At 50.9% G+C, this 20764-nt stretch carries 17 protein-coding genes; 7 read left to right on the forward strand and 10 right to left on the reverse strand.

The window, feature by feature from the left end:
* The first annotated feature begins 69 nt into the window (after positions 1-69).
* The 6 genes from ACG2E4_RS08770 (at position 70) to ACG2E4_RS08795 (ending at position 8100) form a co-directional block, all read left to right on the forward strand.
* Positions 70-348: a hypothetical protein gene (locus ACG2E4_RS08770; RefSeq protein WP_395259654.1), complete on the forward strand. Its 279-nt coding sequence runs from the start codon at positions 70-72 to the stop codon at positions 346-348.
* Positions 349-510: 162 nt separating this feature from the next.
* Positions 511-1278 (forward strand): lysophospholipid acyltransferase family protein, encoded by a 768-nt coding sequence (locus tag ACG2E4_RS08775; protein ID WP_395276294.1) that lies wholly within the window; start codon positions 511-513, stop codon positions 1276-1278.
* A 33-nt stretch (positions 1279-1311) separates the two neighbouring features.
* On the forward strand, positions 1312-1824 hold the full coding sequence (locus ACG2E4_RS08780; protein ID WP_395259656.1) for a class IV adenylate cyclase: 513 nt from the start codon (positions 1312-1314) through the stop codon (positions 1822-1824).
* Between the two features lie 459 nt (positions 1825-2283).
* Positions 2284-3783: a glycerol kinase GlpK gene (glpK, locus tag ACG2E4_RS08785; protein ID WP_395276295.1), complete on the forward strand. Its 1500-nt coding sequence runs from the start codon at positions 2284-2286 to the stop codon at positions 3781-3783.
* Positions 3784-3844: 61 nt separating this feature from the next.
* Positions 3845-5401 (forward strand): glycerol-3-phosphate dehydrogenase/oxidase, encoded by a 1557-nt coding sequence (locus ACG2E4_RS08790; RefSeq protein ID WP_395276296.1) that lies wholly within the window; start codon positions 3845-3847, stop codon positions 5399-5401.
* A 197-nt stretch (positions 5402-5598) separates the two neighbouring features.
* On the forward strand, positions 5599-8100 hold the full coding sequence (locus ACG2E4_RS08795; RefSeq protein WP_395276297.1) for a glycoside hydrolase family 31 protein: 2502 nt from the start codon (positions 5599-5601) through the stop codon (positions 8098-8100).
* A gap of 67 nt (positions 8101-8167) precedes the next feature.
* On the opposite strand, the gene ACG2E4_RS08800 is transcribed toward ACG2E4_RS08795, so the two are convergent.
* Positions 8168-9751: a DEAD/DEAH box helicase gene (locus ACG2E4_RS08800; RefSeq protein ID WP_395276298.1), complete on the reverse strand. Its 1584-nt coding sequence runs from the start codon at positions 9749-9751 to the stop codon at positions 8168-8170.
* A 644-nt stretch (positions 9752-10395) separates the two neighbouring features.
* Between ACG2E4_RS08800 and ACG2E4_RS08805 the strand changes: the two genes are divergently transcribed.
* The gene (locus ACG2E4_RS08805) at positions 10396-10611 is read left to right on the forward strand and encodes a cold shock domain-containing protein (protein ID WP_310684212.1); all 216 of its coding nucleotides are present in this window, start codon (positions 10396-10398) and stop codon (positions 10609-10611) included.
* A gap of 439 nt (positions 10612-11050) precedes the next feature.
* On the opposite strand, the gene fabF is transcribed toward ACG2E4_RS08805, so the two are convergent.
* From fabF to ACG2E4_RS08850, 9 genes are all read right to left on the reverse strand, one after another.
* The gene (fabF, locus tag ACG2E4_RS08810) at positions 11051-12301 is read right to left on the reverse strand and encodes a beta-ketoacyl-ACP synthase II (protein ID WP_395276299.1); all 1251 of its coding nucleotides are present in this window, start codon (positions 12299-12301) and stop codon (positions 11051-11053) included.
* Between the two features lie 685 nt (positions 12302-12986).
* On the reverse strand, positions 12987-13457 hold the full coding sequence (locus ACG2E4_RS08815) for a hypothetical protein (RefSeq protein ID WP_395276300.1): 471 nt from the start codon (positions 13455-13457) through the stop codon (positions 12987-12989).
* A 502-nt stretch (positions 13458-13959) separates the two neighbouring features.
* Positions 13960-14595 carry a hypothetical protein gene (locus ACG2E4_RS08820; RefSeq protein ID WP_395259663.1) on the reverse strand — a complete coding sequence of 212 codons (636 nt, stop codon included), beginning with the start codon at positions 14593-14595 and terminating at the stop codon, positions 13960-13962.
* A 224-nt stretch (positions 14596-14819) separates the two neighbouring features.
* Positions 14820-15671: an alpha/beta hydrolase gene (locus tag ACG2E4_RS08825; RefSeq protein WP_395276301.1), complete on the reverse strand. Its 852-nt coding sequence runs from the start codon at positions 15669-15671 to the stop codon at positions 14820-14822.
* A 344-nt stretch (positions 15672-16015) separates the two neighbouring features.
* The gene (gene sucC, locus ACG2E4_RS08830; RefSeq protein WP_395276302.1) at positions 16016-17224 is read right to left on the reverse strand and encodes an ADP-forming succinate--CoA ligase subunit beta; all 1209 of its coding nucleotides are present in this window, start codon (positions 17222-17224) and stop codon (positions 16016-16018) included.
* Between the two features lie 167 nt (positions 17225-17391).
* Positions 17392-18150 carry an HAD family hydrolase gene (locus ACG2E4_RS08835; RefSeq protein ID WP_395276303.1) on the reverse strand — a complete coding sequence of 253 codons (759 nt, stop codon included), beginning with the start codon at positions 18148-18150 and terminating at the stop codon, positions 17392-17394.
* Complete coding sequence (locus ACG2E4_RS08840) at positions 18150-18701, reverse strand: D-glycero-alpha-D-manno-heptose-1,7-bisphosphate 7-phosphatase (RefSeq protein ID WP_395259667.1); 552 nt, start codon at positions 18699-18701, stop codon at positions 18150-18152. Before ACG2E4_RS08840 ends, ACG2E4_RS08835 begins: the two co-directional genes overlap by 1 nt.
* 142 nt (positions 18702-18843) lie before the next feature.
* On the reverse strand, positions 18844-19341 hold the full coding sequence (locus tag ACG2E4_RS08845) for a hypothetical protein (protein WP_395276304.1): 498 nt from the start codon (positions 19339-19341) through the stop codon (positions 18844-18846).
* 60 nt (positions 19342-19401) lie between these two features.
* On the reverse strand, positions 19402-20667 hold the full coding sequence (locus tag ACG2E4_RS08850) for a hypothetical protein (RefSeq protein WP_395276305.1): 1266 nt from the start codon (positions 20665-20667) through the stop codon (positions 19402-19404).
* Positions 20668-20764 lie beyond the last annotated feature (97 nt).

Here is a 20764-nt window from a genome sequence, read left to right on the forward strand (position 1 = left end):
ACCGGGACAGCCATTCCCCTGAAAATTGCGTGGAATTCCAATTTACGGAAATACAACAAACAGCATATTATGACTTTTTCCGGCTTTCTCATTCTACTGGTAATCGCCGCTATCTGCGGGGCTCTAGGTCAAAGTATAGCCGGTTATTCAATGGGAGGCTGCCTGGTATCTGCAGCAGTGGGTTTTATCGGGGCCCTAATCGGCAAATGGATGGCTGCCGAGCTCGGACTAACGTACCTCCTTCCCATAAATATCGACGGGGAAACCTTTCCCATCGTTTGGTCCATACTTGGCTCTGCTCTCTTCAGCGTAGTCATCGGCTTGTTGAGCCGCGGTCGAAAACGATGACATCACCAGCAACCGCCGGATTCAGTTTCAGTCGATGTTACCCTTTCATCCCTTGGAATGGGAGGGCACCATAGCCGGACAAGCTTTTCCGGATCCGGTGTTGAATTAACATTACCCGGAAAGCATCGATATATTCAAGCCGAAAGCTAACGAAAACACTGCATGGACCGGCCAGAACTTACGTTGTGGAACATTATCAGGAGCCTGTTCGGGATTACCGTTTTCTTCCTTGTCTTTCTCATGGCAACGCCGGTTATTGCCCTCTTGCTGATCGTTTCTGTCGGGAAACTCACCAATTTTCTGATGGAAAAAATTGGACCCCTGATGATGAAACCGGTATTTGCCGCCTCCGGCATCCGGTTCAATATTCAACAGCATGGAGAGCCGGTTAACAGGCCTGTTGTTTACCTGGTAAACCACAGCTCCACGGTAGACCTGCTGACGATTATTGCACTGGGACTTCCCCGTATTCGGTTTGTGGCCAAATGGGAGCTGCAGTACAATCCACTTTTCTTTATCGTGGGGCGACTGACCGGACAAGTATTTATCAAGCGGCAGGACCGTAAACAGGCGATATCCACCCTGCAAAAATCCTATCGGAGAATCAGGGAACAACGGCTCTCCATATTACTGGCCCCAGAAGGCTCCAGAAAACATCCCGGGATTATCGGTCCTTTTAAAAAAGGGCCCTTTCATATGGCGGTAGACCTGGGCTACCCGATTGTACCAATCTATTTTGAAGGAAACCGGGAACTCAGTGCCGGCAGCTCACTGCTTACCAGGCCTGGAGAGGCCACCGCTCATATTCATCCCGCCATTGATACAACCGATTGGGAAAAAGAGACCCTGGAACAGCACATCATCGAGATACGCCGGAAATACCTGGCGTGGGCAGGGGTGGAGACAGACGAAGTGGACCCGGTCGCATGAGCACAGTCAGAACCCACATGCAAATTATTTTTTATGGATATCCTGAATGTTGAAATAAAAGCGCGGTGCCGCAATCCCGACCGCATACGGTCGCTCCTTGAGGAACGGGGAGCCGATTTCAAGGGAACGGACCACCAGGTCGACACCTACTTTAAAGTCCCCGGCGGGCGGTTAAAGCTTCGGGAGGGGACCATCGAAAATAACCTCATTTTCTACGCGCGGGCGGATACCCCGGATCCAACGTCTTCAACCATCAAACTGGTGCCCTTTGAACACTCTGAAGAGATAAAATCCCTGTTGACGGCAGCCCTCGACCTGAAGGTAATCGTCTACAAACAGCGTGAAATCTACTTTGTCGACAACGTAAAATTTCATATTGACAAGGTTCGCGGGTTGGGTACCTTTGTAGAGATTGAAGCGATCGACCGAAATGGAAATATCGGGGAACTGACGCTTCGCCAACAATGTAACTTTTACCGTAAGCTGTTCAATATTTCGGACGATGACCTGGTGAGTACCTCCTATTCTGACATGCTGACAGAATAGCGGGTGGAGGGCGAGAGCATATAGCCCGCTAAATATTTTTTAACGCGCATTTCACGATTATTTATACAATAATACTTTCACTGCATGTATCACAATAGTTTGCAGAGGGCTTTGCAATTTTGTGATCCACATTAATCAACAGCGTGTGCAAGACTGCAATATTGTCCCGCCTGCTTCGCCAAAGGGCAAACCAATTTTTCCGTAAAAAAGCAGGCTAACGGCATTTTTATAATTACATCTATTTATTTAATGTAAAGTGGACAAAAACCCGGTATATGGAATGAATCCACATTCCTCACACAAGCATGGTTGTACCATTGAAAGAATGGAGTTCGTCATGAACGACGCGCCGGGCAGGTGGGCACCCAAAAAATTTTAGGTCCGGGACCATTCCGGGAAAAAGAGACTGGAAGCCAGAGACAAGTGAACAAAAACAGAAGTTTTAATAAACCAGGGAACATGAGTAACCAACAATACATACTTGCATTCGACCAGGGAACCACCAGCTCACGCGCTATCCTATTTGACAACAAGGGCCGTATTGTATCGGTAGCCCAAAAAGAATTTGAACAATATTTTCCCCACCCGGGATGGGTCGAACACGATCCCAACGAAATCTGGTCCTCACAGGTATCGGTAGCTGCCGAAGTTCTATCAAAAGCTGGCGTCAAGGCCCGCGACATCGCGGCCATCGGCATTACAAACCAGCGGGAGACGACCGTCGTATGGGATCGAAAAACCGGGGAACCGGCCTACAACGCGATCGTCTGGCAAGACCGGCGCACCGCATCCCTGACCGACCAGCTCGAGGAGGAGGGACTCGGCGACCTGTTCCAGCGAAAAACGGGTCTCGTACTCGATCCCTACTTTTCGGGCACCAAAATAAAGTGGATACTGGATCACGCAGAAGACGCCCGCCGGAAAGCGGAGAAGGGAGACCTGTTGTTCGGGACCATCGACTCCTGGCTGATATGGAACATGACCAACGGAAAGACGCACATCACGGATGTTACCAATGCCAGCCGTACGCTGCTATACAACATTCATGAGCTGGAATGGGATGCTGAGCTGCTGAAAATTCTTGACATCCCGGAAAGCATGCTCCCCGATGTAGCCTCGAGCAGCGAAGTGTATGCAAAAACAGCAGACGACATGTTTGCCACCGAAATTCCCATAGCCGGTATTGCCGGAGATCAGCAGGCCGCCCTTTTCGGTCAAATTTGTACCCAAAAAGGCATGGCCAAAAACACCTACGGGACCGGCTGCTTTATGCTTATGAATACCGGTTCCGAACCGATACGGTCGGAGAACAACTTATTGACCACCATAGCCTGGCAGCAAAATGGCAAGGTGGAATACGCCCTGGAAGGCAGCGTGTTCATCGGCGGGGCGGTGGTGCAGTGGCTCCGCGACGGCTTGAACCTGATAAAATCCTCCTCTGAGGTAGAATCCCTGGCCGCCCAGGTCAAAAGTACCGATGGAGTCTACCTGGTGCCGGCTTTTTCCGGGCTGGGAGCCCCCCACTGGGATCCCCACGCCCGGGGTACCATGACCGGGATTACCCGCGGAACCACTGCTGCTCATATAGCGCGCGCCGCCCTCGAGTCGATCGCGTATCAGTCCACCGACCTGCTCAAAGCCATGGAGTCCGATTCGGGGATCAACCTGAAAGAGTTGCGCGTGGATGGGGGCGCCTCGGTCAACAATCTGCTTATGCAGTTCCAGGCTGACCTGCTGCGGGTGCCCGTAATTCGTCCCGAAGTAACCGAAACCACCGCGCTCGGGGCGGCATACCTTGCCGGGCTCGCAGTCGGCTTCTGGGAAAGCCGGGAGGAAATTTCTCAACAATGGAAAATCCAACGGCGATACGAGCCCAGGATGGAGCGTTCCAAAGTTGATGAGATGTACGCCGGGTGGCACCAGGCCGTAGAACGGGCCAAGGGATGGAAAAAAGACTAACATGGATTTGATGTCATTTTTTGTACATCCATTCTCACGAATTTTAAAATTTTAACTCATTATGGACAGAAATAAACTGGTAGATCAGTTAAAAGAGGATCCCGACATATGGGATTTCATTATAATCGGCGGAGGCGCAACCGGCCTGGGGACGGCGGTGGAGGCGGCCTCACGCGGGTACCGAACACTGCTGCTGGAACAGCACGATTTTGCCAAGGGCACCTCCAGCCGAAGCACAAAATTGGTCCACGGCGGGGTACGCTATCTCCGGCAGGGCAATGTGGCACTGGTCCTGGAAGCCCTCCGGGAACGCGGCTTACTTCGCAAAAATGCGCCGCACCTGGTCAAAAACCAGTCGTTCATTGTACCCAATTACGACTGGTGGGAAGGCCCATTTTATGGAATAGGCCTCAAAATTTATGACAAGCTGGCCGGCGACCTGGGGCTGGGTCCCTCGAAACACCTCTCCAAAGAAGAGACACTGAAATACATTCCCACGCTGGAACCGGAAGATCTGAACGGCGGGGTTATCTACCATGATGCCCAGTTTGACGATTCCAGGCTGGCGATAAATCTTGTTCAGACCCTTTTTGACCATGATGGCGTAGGCATCAACTATATGAAAGTTACCGGCCTGCTCAAGGCCAATGACCTAGTAACGGGCGTAAAAGTGGAGGACCAGGAGGAAGACCACGAATTTGAGATCCAGGGACGGGTAGTCGTCAACGCCACGGGTATTTTCACCGACAGCATCCGTAAAATGGACAATCCCGACAACAATCGGATTATCCAGCCCAGCCAGGGTGTCCACATTGTGCTGGACAAATCGTTCCAACCCGGCGAAAGTGCCATAATGGTTCCCAAAACCGATGACGGGCGCGTTCTTTTTGCGGTGCCGTGGCACAATCGCATTATTGTGGGAACCACCGATACCCCTATCGATGAACCGTCGTTGGAACCGCGGGCCCAGGAGGAGGAGATCAATTTCCTCCTCACCCATGCGGCCCGCTATCTTACCAAAGACCCGGAACCGGAAGATGTGCTCAGCGTTTTTGCGGGTCTGCGACCGCTGGTTTCGCGGGGCGGGAGCAAAGATACGTCCTCGATATCCCGGGATCACACACTGCTGATCGACCCCTCAGGGCTGGTAACCATCACGGGAGGAAAGTGGACAACCTACCGCAAGATGGCCGAAGATACCGTAGATGAGGCAGCCCTGGTGGCGGGACTTGATGAGCGGAAATCCAATACGGAGAACCTTCGTCTGCACGGATGGCTTAAAAATTCCGAGGCCGCCGAGCCCTTTGAAATGTACGGTTCTGATGCCCTTTCACTCAAAAAAATTGCACAGGACCATCCCGGCTGGGGCGAGCCGATCCATCCCAACCTGCCCTATACCCCCGCCGAGGTGGTCTGGGCAGTACGCAGCGAAATGGCACGAACAGTAGAGGATGTACTGGCCCGCCGCACCCGGGCCCTGCTGCTGGACGCCCGCGCCAGTATAGAAATGGCCGAAACGGTAGCCACCCTGATGGCGGATGAGCTCCAGACCGGTGAAGAGTGGAAACGGCAGCAGGTGCAGGAATATACTGAACTGGCAAACGGGTATCTTCTTTAGCAGATTTATCAGGACCCCCTGGAAAGACGACTCAAAAAACCGGTTTTTTTCCACTATTATTCATCTTCTTTCCCAACTTCCCCGGGTGAACGCGCTGCGAACTCCCGCCGGGCAACAACATCACATTTGACAATCACGGGTGCGGTGCACATTGAGAACACAGGCACCTCTTATGTAATAACAAGAAAACACGGCCAATGGCAAACAAACAGATAGAAAATCTGCAGGTAGCGGAGGATGCTCCCCGATATCCAGATGTGGCAACACGGCTCAGGCCCGGTACCATCGTTTCAGTTCAGCAGGATGAGCATACAGTAACACTGACATCTGACAACAATATTGAGCTCAACATTACCATAGTGACTCCGGACATCCTTCAGCTGACCTATACCACGGAAGGGGACAGCCGGAACGACTTTTCTTACGCCCTTGATCCCCGATTTGATCCCCCGCCGGGGGAATATACGCTGCAGAACCAAGCGGACCATATTGAAATAAGCACCTCTGCCGTCACCTGCCGGGTGTCCAAAGAGCAGATGCTGGTCCGTTTTTACAATGCAGAGGAGCATCTCCTCTGTGCGGATAACCGGGGCTACTACAAGCGCGAAACCCTGATGAAGGGCACTACTGAAGTTTCCATTTCGCAGGAAGCCCCGGCGGGTGCCCGGTATTTCGGGCTGGGCGACAAGGCGATTAAACAGAATCTGCGGGGACGTTCATATGAAAACTGGAATACCGATGCCTATGGTTTTGAACGGGGGGATGACCCACTCTACCGATCCGTGCCCTTCTATATGGCGCTGCATGATGGTCGGGCTTACGGCATATTCCTGGACAATACCTACCGGTCGATCTTTGATTTTGACTCGCGCAAGGACCGTACCCTCACTTTTGCTTCGGAAGGCGGAAAGATGAACTATTACTTCATCAACGGACCGGAACTGCGGTCTGTAGCCGAGCGCTATGCCCGGCTGACCGGAACCCCGGAACTGCCGCCCTTGTGGGGACTTGGTTACCACCAGTGCAGGTGGAGTTACTATCCCGAAAAAAAAGTGCGGGAGATTGCACGCACCTTTCGCGATCTTGAGATACCCTGCGATGCGATCTACCTGGATATCGACTATATGGATGAATACAAGGTATTTACCTGGAACAAAAATTATTTTCCCAATCCCAAACAGCTGATCGCAGACCTGGGAGAGGAAGGATTCCAGACCATCGTGATGGTGGATCCCGGCATACGGGCAGAAAAGGGATATGAAGTGTACGAGGATGGGCGGACGAATGACGTATTTTGCAGGCGTCCCGACGGAGAACTGATGATCGGTCCTGTGTGGCCGCCCAAAACGGTATTCCCCGACTTCACCCACCCGAAAGTACGCGAATGGTGGGGCGACCTGTATGATGATTTTATCAAAAAACTGAACATCAGCGGAATCTGGAACGACATGAATGAGCCGGCCGTCTTTGAGGTACGGCGCAAAACGTTTCCGGACGATATCCGGCACCATTTTGACGGGCACCCGTGCAGCCACCGAAAGGCTCACAACATTTATGGCATGCAGATGGCCCGGGCCTCGCTGCAGGGCATAAAAAAACATGCACCTGAGAAACGGCCCTTCCTGCTGACGCGTGCCAACTTTGCGGGGGGGCAGCGCTATGCCGCACTATGGACCGGAGACAACATCGCCAGCTGGGATCACCTGCGGCTGGGGCACGAGCAGTGCCTCAGGCTGAGTGTCTCCGGCTATTCATTTTGCGGAACCGATATCGGGGGCTTTGTGGATCGGCCAAGTCCCGAGCTTTACACCCGCTGGCTGCAACTGGGCATCTTTCATCCGCTGTTCCGCACCCACAGCATGGGGTACCACCTTGAAGGAGCCGCCGCGGTTAACGAGGAGGAGGTGGAAGAAAAGAAAACCAAGGAAACGCTCGACCAGGAACCGTGGTCATTTGACGAGAAAACCACCACTATTGCCCGGGAAATCATCGGCCTTCGGTATCGATTACTCTCCTACCTTTATACCGCTTTCCGCCAGTACGTTAAAAATGGGACGCCCATACTGCGTCCCCTGGCATTTCACGATCAGTCAGATCCCCATACCCTGGATGCGGCGGATGAATTTATGTTTGGGGACCAGATCCTGGTGAGCCCGGTTCTTGAAAAAAACCGGAAAACCAAGAGAATTTATCTCCCCGAGGGAGACTGGTACCACTTCTGGGATGATACGCGGTTGGCGGGACGACAAAAACACGACATCAACACGCCCCTGTCGAACATTCCCTTTTTTATCAAAGCGGGAACCGTCTTGCCGATGCGGGAATTAATGCAGTACACCGGGGAAAAAGACCCCGAAAAGCTGGGATTACTGGTATACCACGGGGATCAGCCGGCAGAGAGCCCGCTCTATGAAGATACCGGCCAGGGTTACGGGTATAAAAAGGGAGAATACCGCCACACGATATTTCGATTTGAGCCCAACAGCCAGGGCATCCGGCTGTCGACAGGCAGTGAGGGTGCCTACAATCCATTGTACAATCATATCGAGGTGACCTTTATCGGGCTGCCGTTTAAGCCCGGCCATTGCAAAGCTGACGGAAAAGAGGTCGCGCTACGTGCTGTGAAACGGCACGGGAAAAGCGCATATACCGTAGTATTAGACCCGGGCTTCGAGAAGTTGCAACTGTTCGCCGAATAGACTGGATATTAAAAAGCCTCATGACGTGTTGCCATGAGGCTGAAATACAAACAATAATAATACCGAATCAGGCTACTTTTACGTTCACTTTTCGGCCTTTCACGCTGTTTTTATTCATTCCCTGGATAACCTGGCCCACATAGTTTCCGGGGATATCCACGAATGAGTGGCTTCGGCGAATATCGATATTGCCGATAACATTCCCGGGAATTCCGGTTTCACCCGCAATAGCCCCCACAATGTCTCCGGGATAAACCTTGTTCTGTTTACCAACGCTGAAGAAAAGTTTCACCATTGAGTCATCATTGTAGTCAACCTTGTTATTTTTGAACGGCTGAGTGTTTTTCTTTTCCTCCAATTCGCCCGTTTTCAACTTGAGCAGAGCGGCGGCTATTTCAATGGTCGTGAACCGTTCATCCGTATCCGTAAATGATTCTATCTGATCGATCCAGTCGCCCAGGCCTCCTTTTTCCAGGCTTTCGACAACCTCGTCCATATGGCTCGACAAGCGCGATTCCCGAACCTCCGCACTGCTCGGCATATCCAGATAATCCAGCTTGTTTTTTATCTGCCGCTCTATCGTCTTCAGTTGCTTGTTCTTGCGGCGCGATGTAAACGTAATTGCCTTGCCGGAGCGTCCTGCACGCCCGGTGCGGCCGATACGGTGCACGTAATATTCCGGGTCCTGCGGCACATCATAATTAAAGACCACATCCACATCTTCTACATCGATACCGCGGGCGGCCACATCGGTGGCAACAAGAATATCGATCTGCTTTTTGCGAAACTTGTCCATAACGCGGTCGCGCTGGTTCTGGCTCAGGTCGCCATTAATAAAGTCGCTGCCGTACCCGCGGGAAATCAGCTCATTGGTAAGCGACTCCGTCTTCCGCTTGGTATTGCAAAACACCAGGGCCAGCGTGAAGTCATTGGTGTCCATAAATCGGCAAATCGCATCGGTACGTACAGAATCGCGTACCTCCACCAGGTACTGTTCAATATTGGGTGCCGTAATCGCTTCCCGCTCAATGGTCACCGTCTGGGGTTTATCCATATAGCGATTCATGATATCGCGGATCGCCCGCGGAACCGTAGCAGAAAACATCACGGTTTGAATGGGACCGTTCGTATACGACAGTATCTTTTCCATGTCGTTGCGGAAGCCCATATTGAGCATTTCATCCGCTTCGTCAAAGACAATCATGTTCAGGTTGTCGATCTTCATGGTACCCCGCTGAAGGTGATCGATCGTACGGCCCGGAGTACCAACCACAATTTGCGCACCCCGTTTTATCGCTTTTATCTGCTGGCCAATTGACTGTCCGCCGTAGACGGGAACAACTTTCAAGCCCCCCACAAACTTGCCCAGCTTGATGAGCTCGCCTGTAACCTGGATCGCCAGCTCTCGCGTGGGACACTGTATTAACGCCTGCACATTTTTGCTGCCGGTATCGATTTTTTGCACCATCGGGATTCCGAATGCGGCCGTCTTGCCGGTTCCCGTCTGGGCTTGTCCCACGAGATCAGAACCCTCAAGTATTTTGGGAATACACTGTTCCTGTATCGCGGTAGGCTCTTCAAAGCCCATTTCAGTAATTGCACGTAACAGCTCGTCGCTGAGCTGGAGTTCGTTAAATGTTGATTCGTTCATCAAAAAAGTATTGAGTTTGAAACCCGGCTAAACGATCTCTCGGTAACTCCGCCACTCCCATCGGAACGGCTTGTTAACTCCAGGGTATCGTTGGTTCTATACCATTCACCCATGAGAAGCGTAAAGCTCCCCTCTGCTATCGCTGTAGGGCGATACGGCGGGTGTTGTCCAGGGAAAGACCCTGTTCAGGATGTTAGTTGGGAAATCTGTCTAATCAGGTTGTTGAATTAAAAAATGAATAAGTACCTGTTGCTACGTTAACACGCCAACCCGGCGTGTGCCTGATCCCACTTAACGCTTGTAACCAACGGGCACCGACAGACTTCAATAAAGAAGGGATGTAAGGAACCAGTAAACCAAACACCTAAAAGCGGGAATGGTGTAACTTCAGAACGAGCATAAGGTACAAAGAATAGTTCAGAAACCTATATTTATTTTTACCACATACGCAAAACCCCGATTTAACCGGCGGGCGGTACTATTTTCTGTAATATTTATTTGGAATATTCCTGAGCTATCCCTTTATTATCAATGTTATTTTTAATTCCCACCTGCGATTGGTGTTCTGATATTAAGTGACGCGATAACGCAATTCTTGCATTAGTTCATTCTACGTATGGTGGCCAAACACTACTATATTTATTATGCAACAAGGTACAGTAAAATGGTTTGATACGGAAAAAGGTTTCGGATTTATCAAACCTAACGAAGGTGGCAAAGATATTTTTGTACACCGAAACAACGTCGAAAATCTTGGCTACAACCAAGGACTTGAAGATGGAGAGAATGTAGAATTTGAAGTTGAAGAAACACCCAAGGGATTGAGTGCGATCAACGTTCAAAGTTTGGATTATGAATAAGCACTAATCCACTGCACTGTCATCACACAGCCTGCTTTCCAATGGGAAGCAGGTTTTTTATTTATTGCCGGTATGCCAAGCAGCAGTGCTGAGACGCGACTAAGTCAACGGGTTATCAAATAATTGACAAGACAGGTACATCGATTTTTTTCAGGCCTTCCTTTTCGAGATGTTGGCATAGAAAGGGCAATTCGTGCGGCTTATATTATAACAAGGAATGTAATTTATAACCCTAATCCCTGAGTTATGCTTCAAATGCAAAGTAACATGCTTGGGTTTTTGTTGCTCGTGGCCGGCATCCTGATCGGCGTGCTGATTGCATGGGTGATCAACAAAGGCAATGAAGAGCAGTAATTTTACAGTATGGTTCATCGATAATAAGAAACCTGCCGGGCTTTGAAAATCCGGCAGGTTTTTTTATTACACGGCGAAAGTCTCATCATACCTTTCTGAACACCACAATTCCGTTGTGTCCTCCAAACCCGAAGGTATTGCTCATCACCACATCCACGTTGGTTTCAACCGCTTCGTTGAGAACAATATTCAGGGTATCGGGAATCTGCTCATCCATCTCTTCGGTATTGATTGTCGGCGGGATGATCCCTTCCCGTATCGCTTTGACAGAAGCGACCGCTTCAGCGGCACCGGCAGCCCCAAGCAGGTGACCCGTCATTGATTTTGTGGCGCTGATGTGCAGGCTCCTGGGCTCTTCTCCAAAGAGAGAGACCGTCGCCTTTATCTCGCTCAGGTCGCCTACGGGGGTGGAAGTGGCATGGCAATTCAGATAGTCCACCTCTTCGGGGGCTATCTGCGCTTCGTCCAGGGCCCGCCGCATCGCCTCTTTAGCCCCTTTCCCTTCCGGGTGGGTAGCCGTCATGTGGTAGGCATCGGCCGTCATGGAAGCGCCGACGACTTCGGCATAGATCGGGGCCCCGCGCTTTTTGGCATGCTCATATTCCTCGAGCACCAGGGCCGCAGCTCCTTCACCCATCACAAACCCGTCGCGGTCCACATCAAACGGCCGGCACGCACGCTGGGGATCTTCGTTGTGGGTAGACATCGCCCGCATCGCGGAAAACCCGCCCACGCACGCTTCCGTAATGCCGGCTTCCGACCCCCCGGTAACGATGACATCTGCCTGGCCCCAACGAATATAGTTCAGCGCATCCATAATCGCCGTATTGGAAGTGGCACATGCTGAAACGGCTGTATAGTTGATTCCCATCATTCCGTGCTGCATCGAAATCATCCCGGATGCCATGTTGACAATCAGCTTGGGGACAAAAAACGGGCTAAAACGGGGACTGTAGTCATTCTCCGCGTAGTTTCGCACCTCTTCCTCGAAAATCTCCATGCCGCCCTGGCCGCTTCCCCATATAACTCCTACATCGAACGGATCCATATTCTCCATCTCGAGACCGGAGTCTTCGATAGCCTCGTCCGCAGCAATCAGGGCATACTGCGTAAATGGATCGGTTCGCCGTATTGTATTGTGTTCCAGGTAGTCGCCGGCGTCAAAATCCTTGAGTTCACAGGCCACCTGTGTTCGGAATTCCGAGGGATCGAATTTTGAAATTCTCGTTGCTCCGGGGGTACCCGCTTTCAGAGCATTCCAGTAGTCATTTACATTGTGCCCGAGCGGCGTAAGTGCGCCCATGCCGGTTACTACAACCCGTCGTTGATCTGCCATAATGTATCGTATCTGTATTTATGAAAAAATATCTGTCGTTTTCGGATTTGATTAATCGGACTCAAACATAAGACTTTTTCCGTGAACAGTGAACTATAAACGTCAGTCCAGTTAGGAAAACACCAGTGTCCTGCCAACCATAGCCATTCGGATTTGCTGGATACTGGAACACAGGTAACACTATTGCTGCTGATTTACCGCTAAATAGATATTCCAACAGCCCGTTTAAAAATGATCTACCTGTGTAGATCAGCCTGACCGGTGGTATCCGCGTTCTGTCGTTAACAGCTGAAATCCAGGATTTGACCCGACACCGGCCTGGATTTCTCGCCAGGAAATTTGTTCTTCAGCAAGGCAAAGAGGAAATGGCCGTGCTGAAGTACCGTTGTACGTTGAGCAGGTGATGTTCCCTTTAACGCAGCTGAAGAACAAATCTCCCACCGCTTTACACCCTGTCAACTAAAAAGGTCGGTAACATATGATGTAAGATACTGCCTGCCTCTAGGGTACATGATTTGTGCATACATTATCGTGAGAAATACGGGCTAGTATCCGTTCGTTCTGATCAAAGCGGATGTGCATAGATTAACTACATTCACTACGGATTCGAATCAGAAAAACCGTCCCGGTTTCACCCTGTAAACCGACAGGAAAAGCCGGTGACCTTCAGGAATTCCAAACCATCCTACTCTTCCGGTTTGAAGACCTGGTTGTAGGGATTCTTTTCCATTCCCGAGGTCACATTGATAAATTCATGTCCCGTGGCGTTGTGGCAGGTATTGCAGGAGTTGACAAGATTATCCAGATCTTCTTCAATTAATTTCCAGTTTCTGGTACTCAGTGAAGTGCGAAGCGTATCAACCGCCGGATCAAACATCAACTCCGTAAAATACGCGATATCGTATCCCTCGTAGCCGGGCACATCCTGCTTTACCGCCAGGGCAGAAGCCTGAAGTTCGTGCATGTAAAAGTCGGCCAGATCGCTGTTCCGTTCCTTTATCGACAGGCTCAGCTTATGTGTATACCGGCGGATATGCTGCATATATTCCGCCAGTTCGGGCGTTTCCTCCTGGTTGACCTTGGCAAATTGCCGGCGCTCTGCTTCCTGCCCTCCCTCTCCCTGATCACAACCGGTCACAAAAAATATCCCAGCCAACAATGTTAAGGAAAACGTCAGTGCGATAGTACTGTAAGATTGCATAAATAATGACTTTGAACTTCTTGTTTAGAACGAGTCTAAAGTAATAAAGAATTTTGGGAAAGTGAATAAAAAGGTTGCTGAATATTATACTCAAATTTTTTGGTCGGATCGGCTCACCCAAAAATTGACTTGGTATGAGGGAGCAAGGGGATAAGCAGGACTTTCTTCCCCAGACAAATACCAAATCATGATCTACCAATTCATAACCGGTGATTGAGGTGCTCATTTTTGAAAACAACGATCAGGGAAAGCCGATTAGAAAGTCCCATCAAAGAAAAAGAAGTTTATTCTGATGAAAGAGGTGTTTCTTTTGGCTTGATCCAAAAGGTACATAAAAGATCAAGACGGTGAATGGGGCGCCCGCTCCAGCCCCAGCAGGCGTGAGAGCTCGTTGAGAAGCGACAAGTCGCGTCTGTACTGGATCTTGCTTCGGCTTTTCAAAGCCCCCGCAGGCATTCTAACTGGACGACGGGTTTTCCGCTTGTCCAGGTTCGACCTCGTGTTCTTCACGAGACTTGTACTTTTCGCGGAGTCGTGATATCAAGCTGCCCTCAGACTCTTTATCGCGGGTAAGCGGGGCTACCAGCACGTCCAGCACCTCCTCCGGCAGCTTGGTATACTGTTCCACCACCTGTTCTGCAGCGATATCAAAATGCCACTCCACCCGCTTGGCAAAAATCTCCTCCAGGTCATTAATGGCCTCTTCCCCTTCTTTATTTTCAGGACTGATTTTTCGGATAGTACTGATAATCTCCTGCTGACCCAGCAGCAGCGCCTCCATGAGAGACTTGTTTGTGATCACGATATTGAGGAGTACTTTAAGAATCTGCTGGTTGAGCAATATTTTTTGAAGTGGATGGTCAGGTGATTCCATCTCTGCCTTTTCAACACGTTCCGGCAAGTCGTAGACACCGCGATGCACCCGTACCAGCAGGTCCATTTTTGTCATTTCGGAGAGAGCACTGCGCGCATTATTGTATTCCAACCCAGTTCTGTCAACAATTTCACGAATCTGTAACGCCTCTCCGGCTTCTTCCAGTGCCTCAATTATTTTTCCCCTTCGGGGCGATACAGAATTGCGTTTTTTACTCATAATTGCGTACCTGAATGACGATTTTTCACCGGTTTATCAAACATCAATGTACATAATTTACATTTAACTATACATTCGGCACCTACTCAATAGCGCCACTACAGAAAAAACCATCCCCGGAATATTATCCTCCTCAGCCTTGAACCTGTGTACAGGCATCCACAACACCCGATTCTTGAGATAGCACTGCCACCGATTTTGGGATTTTACCCGCATAGGTAGTATCAGTTTCTGTGGGCCTGTATCGCCTCTAAAACCGGAGACCACAACTCTGTGGTGGGGCGGCGGGCGATCTCGCGGTGACCATAGCCCTCCAGCGGAATGAACTGACCCTCCCCGGCCGCTGCTACCTCGCGACCCATCTCGATGGGAACGATGCGATCCTCGGTTCCATGTACAACCAGCAGTGGGATCTCCATATTCCTGGCATTTTTGGCCGCTTCCACGTTGTTCCATACATCGGGGAGAAGATAGTATATCTCTTCAGGAGCCATCCCCAGGTGAATAACGGCGGAGCGGGCGGTAGACCACGGGGCGCTGAGAACCACCAGGGAGGGAGAGGGATTCAGCTGGTCTACCCCGCTCATAAGGATACCGGTACCCAGGGAGTGGCCCAGCGCTATTTTGGGTTGGCCGCTGCGGGCTACATGCTCAACAAAATACTGCCAGGCGGCGATGCCATCGTTATGCAAATTTTCGATACTTGGCTCGCCGCTGCTGTTGCCGAAGCCGGAATAGTCGAACACCATTGACGTAATCCCGTGTTGATACAAAAGCGCCTGAACTTCGGCCCAGCGCGAAATCGTTTCGCGCCGGCCGTGATAAAGCAAAACAGCCGGCGTGGTGCTGTCTGCCTCTTCGGCGTGCACCACGGAAGCGTGCAGGGGCCGTCCGTGACTTTCGAATACAAACTGCTCAGAAGGAGCACCAAACTGTTCGGGGGTCTCGGATCCGTTGGGCCGCGTGGCGATCGCCTCTTCCTCAAGGGTGTAGTAAAGGAATGAACGCCCCCCGAAAAATATGGCACTCAGTATTACCAGTATGTATGCGGAATAGCGAAATGATTTCTTTCTCATAACCTTCTTCTTTTAAGAGGGTGTTTAGCAAAGATTACATCCATATTCCCACCTGGGCATATTCGCAGCCGAAATTTATATCTGCTGAATAAGAATTTCGAATGCAAAGATATACCCAGATTGGCAACACAACCGTTGGTATAAAACCTGGGTTTACCTCTCTGAAATTCACGTTGAATTAAAAAAACGCGCCGGACCTGTTGAATCCGGCACGTTTTTACAAAGGTGCAGTTTCCGGCTGGAGTCCTGCCGCGTTTAACACCCGAATTAATTATTGAGCCGCAGCAGCATACGCTCTTTAACGGGGTACCGTAACAGAACCGGAATACTTGTGAAAATGCAGGTCAGGCCGCCAGTACTTTTGAAACTTCATCAGCCGCTTCCCTGAGCAGTACTGCAGAAATCACATTAAGATCAGAGTTATCGATAATCTTCTTCGCTTCTTCAGCGTTGGTGCCCTGCAACCGCACGATAATAGGGACATCTTCCACCTTTTGGGCGATCTCTTCATCCTTAATCGCTTCAATAATGCCGTTGGCTACACGATCACAACGTACTATACCGCCAAAAATATTGATCAGGATAGCCTCTACGTTCGGATCTTCCAGTATAATTCGGAAGCCGTTTTTTACCGTATCCACGTTGGCGCTTCCGCCGACATCCAGGAAGTTGGCGGGATCACCGCCGGAAAGTTTAATGATATCCATGGTCGCCATCGCAAGCCCGGCGCCATTAACCATGCAGCCGACGTTGCCATCCAGCTTGATGTAGTTAAGTCCGAATTCAGCCGCCTCCAGCTCAATGGGATTTTCCTCTGACTCATCACGCAGTTCCTCAATATCCTTGTGGCGAAACAGGGCGTTGTCATCAAAAGTCATTTTGGCATCGAGCGCAATCACATCCCCGCCGGGGGTAAGTACCAGCGGATTGATTTCCACGAGGCTGGCATCGGTTTGCTGGTAGCACTCATAAAGAGCCATAATGAACTTGACCGCTTTTTTGAATGCGTCGCCCTCAAGCCCCAGTGCAAAAGCGAGGTGCCGGGCCTGGTTATGCTGAAGCTCCATCCCGGGCTCCACCCACTCCTTTACAATTTTTTCGGGTGTTTCCTCTGCCACTTTTTCGATCTCTACTCCTCCTTCGGTGGAGACCATAATCACGTTCTTACTTTTGGCGCGGTCCAGCAAAATACCGAGGTAGAACTCCTGTTCAATATCCACCCCGTCCGTAATGTAGATGCGCTGGACTTTCTGGCCCTCTTCCCCGGTTTGTACAGTAACCAGCGTGTCCCCCAGCAACCCTTCGGCCGCTTCTTTAACCTCATCGACGGAATCGCACAGGATAACGCCCTTTGAATTGCTGTTTTTGGTCCGTCCTTTACCTCGACCACCGGCATGGATCTGCGCTTTTACCACAAAAAGCGTAGCCCCGTTGTCTTTCAATTTTTCAGCGGCCTCAACCGCATCATCTACACTGGTGGCGGCAATGCCATCCGGGACCGCTACGCCATAATCTTTCAGAATTTCTTTCGCCTGGTATTCATGGATCTTCATAATGCAAGCACGTCAATTGGTTACAGTTTTTTAATGTCCGATGCAAAGGTAGCAAGTATAGGAGGTAAATAAAAGGAGAGTTTCAACACCCGTCTTTAAAAACCGGCACGGAGTTCAGAGCGGTAAGGCTGCGGTACCCTGCGGTCAAAAACACAGCCCATCACCGTCTACAGCAAAATATCGGCTACTTCATTCCAGTTCCGGCACACATGATCCGGCTCTGCCTTCTTTTCCGCATCCATGTCATCCTCCTCATTATAGGTATAGGTGCCATCGGAATATCCCGTAAAAAGGATCGCTTTCATTCCCAGACCTTTTGCCCCGCGGATATCCGTTTTTACCAGGTCCCCGACGTGCCAGGAGTGCTCGGCCCTGCTGCCGCTCTTGTCCAGGAGCTGCCGAAATGCGTCGGGATGGGGTTTGCTGTAGCCGGTTTCATCACTAAATACAAACCCGGAGAAATAGTTGATAAGGCCGTGGTTTTCCAGGTACTTGCGCAGCACCCGTCCCGGCGAATACATGGTATCTGAAATCAGCCCCACCGGATAGCGCTTGGCCAGCTCGGCAATAACCTCTCCGGCGTTGTCCGCCAGCCGGGGTGGCCCCTCCCACAGCGATTCCTCGAACTCCTCCACCAGGGAAGTTCTTTCGGCTTTTGTAGCGGGCAACTCCAGGTGAGCAAGTATGTTATCCACCAGCTCGGACGTTGTAGGCGTGCGATGCTCGTTGAGCCAGATCTTGTCAAACTCTTTTGACGCCTTGCGTTTCGCCTCATCTATCTTTTCCGGCGGAAGGGTCTGCTGGTACTTCCGGGCCACCCGGCGAAGGGCCCGGAGCCGAACCTCACGCCGGTCGCTACCGCCCGTTTCCGCCTGAACCAGCGTGTTCCAAAAATCGATTGTAATCATGGTTTGGGATTCAGGCATCATCTGATAGTGTCTACCACCTGTTTAATGTTGTCAAAAGTTCGGATGCTGTGTTTCTCCAGCCATGATTTATCCTGGCTGGGTTCGTGCCGTGACCGGATGAAGAACGGCGTTATTCCCAGCTCAACAGCTGGCCTCAGATCGCTTATTTTGTCGCCGGCCATGTATGAACGGGCAAAATCGACCTGGTGCTTCTGTGCCGCCTTTCGAAACATGCCGGTACCGGGCTTGCGGTCGGCCGGTTCGTAGGTATAAGGTTTTTGGTCATGTTCAGGGTGCCAGGGAGCGATATACCAGTCATCGATCGCCAGGTCCTTTTTTGCCAGCTCTTCATCCACCCACCGATGTAACGCGTGTACCTGCCCTTCGGTATACCGCCCCCGGGCAATGCCCGACTGGTTGGTAACCACGATTATTTTAAAGTCGTTCTGCTTCATCCACCGGATCGCCTCAACGGCTCCCTCGCACCAGGTCCATTCTTCGGGAGTGTGTACGAAATTGTAATCCACGTTGAGGGTTCCGTCACGATCCAGAAAAAAAGCTTTGTCCATCGGTAGCTGTTACTTTTTAAATTTTATTCCATGTGGCCTGCTCGCTTCAAAGATACGATTCAGGCTAATAATTTTTCCAGAAAGCCAAAAAAAAGTTCAAATTCACCTGCCTGGAGCGGGTCAATCACCACAAGAAGATCAACTACCAAAGCTTGCCTGCCCGCAGGCTCAGTCCCACACCGCCGAACGGCTGCTCGGTATTCACATTGGCGAAACTGTACAGGTCAACCGCCAAATACCGGAGCGGCTGCCAGGAGATCTGCCCCTCCAGGGGAAATCCGATCATCGTCTGCATCTGCTCTCCCCGACCTCCGCCAAACAGCCGGGGATACCGGGTTCCACCGATAACCGATGCCCCCAGTCCCGCTGAAACATAAAATGAACGAATACGGGTGCCCCTGCCATATAAAAAAGCTATATCCCAGGTTTCTCCCCCGAACGCCGGGTCTGTGCTTGTAGTTCGCAGCGAAAACAGGTGGTGCTGATGATCAAATGTAATACCGCCGTGTATCCCCGCGCCCAGCGTTGTTATGGCCTGCCCCAAATAGGCCGAAAAATTATTCGTGCGGGGTTCCGGTTGTTGGGCAACACTCAGGCGGGAACAACACAGGATTAAAAGTACGGGCAGGAGCAGGGACAAATTCAAGAGCTTTCCCGAGAACGAAAAACAACGATTCCAAAAAGTGCGATCAAGCATAAATTAAAACCTGGTATTTACGACATTAGCGAAATCGGATCCAAACGTGTAGGATAACGAGATAGAGCCATACAACGAAAAATCAGTGGCCAGTTCGCGCTGGCGCAGCAGCACATCCTCCAGCGAGGTATCCCCGAGTGGGAGAGAGAGCTGATCCTGGATCATCTCAAACTGGCTGCTGAAATTAAGCGAAAGTCCCTCTGCCAGGCGCACCGAGATACTGCCAAACACTTCAGCCCGGCGATGTGCAAAATCGTGAAAATAGTGGGATCCCTCTACGCCGCCCTCAATCTCACCCCAGGGCTGCAGGATCTGAACCGCGGCCGAAAGTTCCTGGTTTACCAGGCCTTCCCTGGTTTTGTTGAAAATGGTTTCCTCATAATAATCTACATGAGAATATCCCAGCTGGTACCGAAAGGTAATTGATTTTCGCGTAGCCTGCTGGTATGGAAAGATGTTATACTCAACCCCCGGAGTCAGGCGGAAGCGGTGCCGAAGATTTCGGTCGGTTCGGGTGATGTAATCTCCAAACAGGCCGGCCGACCAGTGATCGCCCAGGCTCTTGATGGCATAACTGTCGAACCCGTGGCGGTGCAGTCGGCTGATGACCGGTTCCTCCCCCTCCTCCTGGTTTATTTCGACATATTCATAATTAAAATAGGGGCGCAACCGGATTTTCCACTCCTCGGTTACGCGGTCCGCATAAAATCCCCAGCGAGAGTCAAACTCCTCCTGGTTGGATTCCAGGTCGAGCTGCAAGCTGCCCGCATATATTTCGAAGACCCAGTAGTTCCAGGGGTCCTGGACCTCCGTTACCGCATCCAGCTCACTGTCGGAAGCCTCAAACTGCAGGCTAAACCGGGAGGTGTCGTAGACCTGCATGGTATAGGGAGCCAGTCCGATTTCAAGCACCCGGTTCAGGGACTCCCGGGTTTCATCAATGGTGGCATTACGGTTCATTGTCCGGGTTATCGTGTATTCCATGCCGTTGAACTTTTCGCGGCCAATAAAGGTAATTTCATACTCGCGTCCACCATCGCCGGTCCCTTCATCTGTAATAAATACATGCACGTTGGCCAGGTCCGGATCGCGCACATAGTTTACAAGCGTAATTTCACGGCGGATATGGTCATAGGCACACCTTTCGCAGTCGATATATACCAGTGGTATCGCTGAAGGCTGGGCAGACGAACGTTCTTTTTCAGGGGTATCGACGTTTTCAGCCTGTGCGAACAGCGGTTCAGTGCTTGCTAACAGAAGGAGAAACAAAGGCAGGACTCCAGCAGTAAAGAAACACAAATATTTTTCTCCTTTAAAGTTGAGTTTCATTCCGCATATACAGCTTATCGCTTGCTTGAACATTGAG

The sequence above is a fragment of the Halalkalibaculum sp. DA384 genome, from assembly GCF_043951955.1.
Lineage (GTDB): Bacteria > Bacteroidota > Rhodothermia > Balneolales > Balneolaceae > JAMQKA01.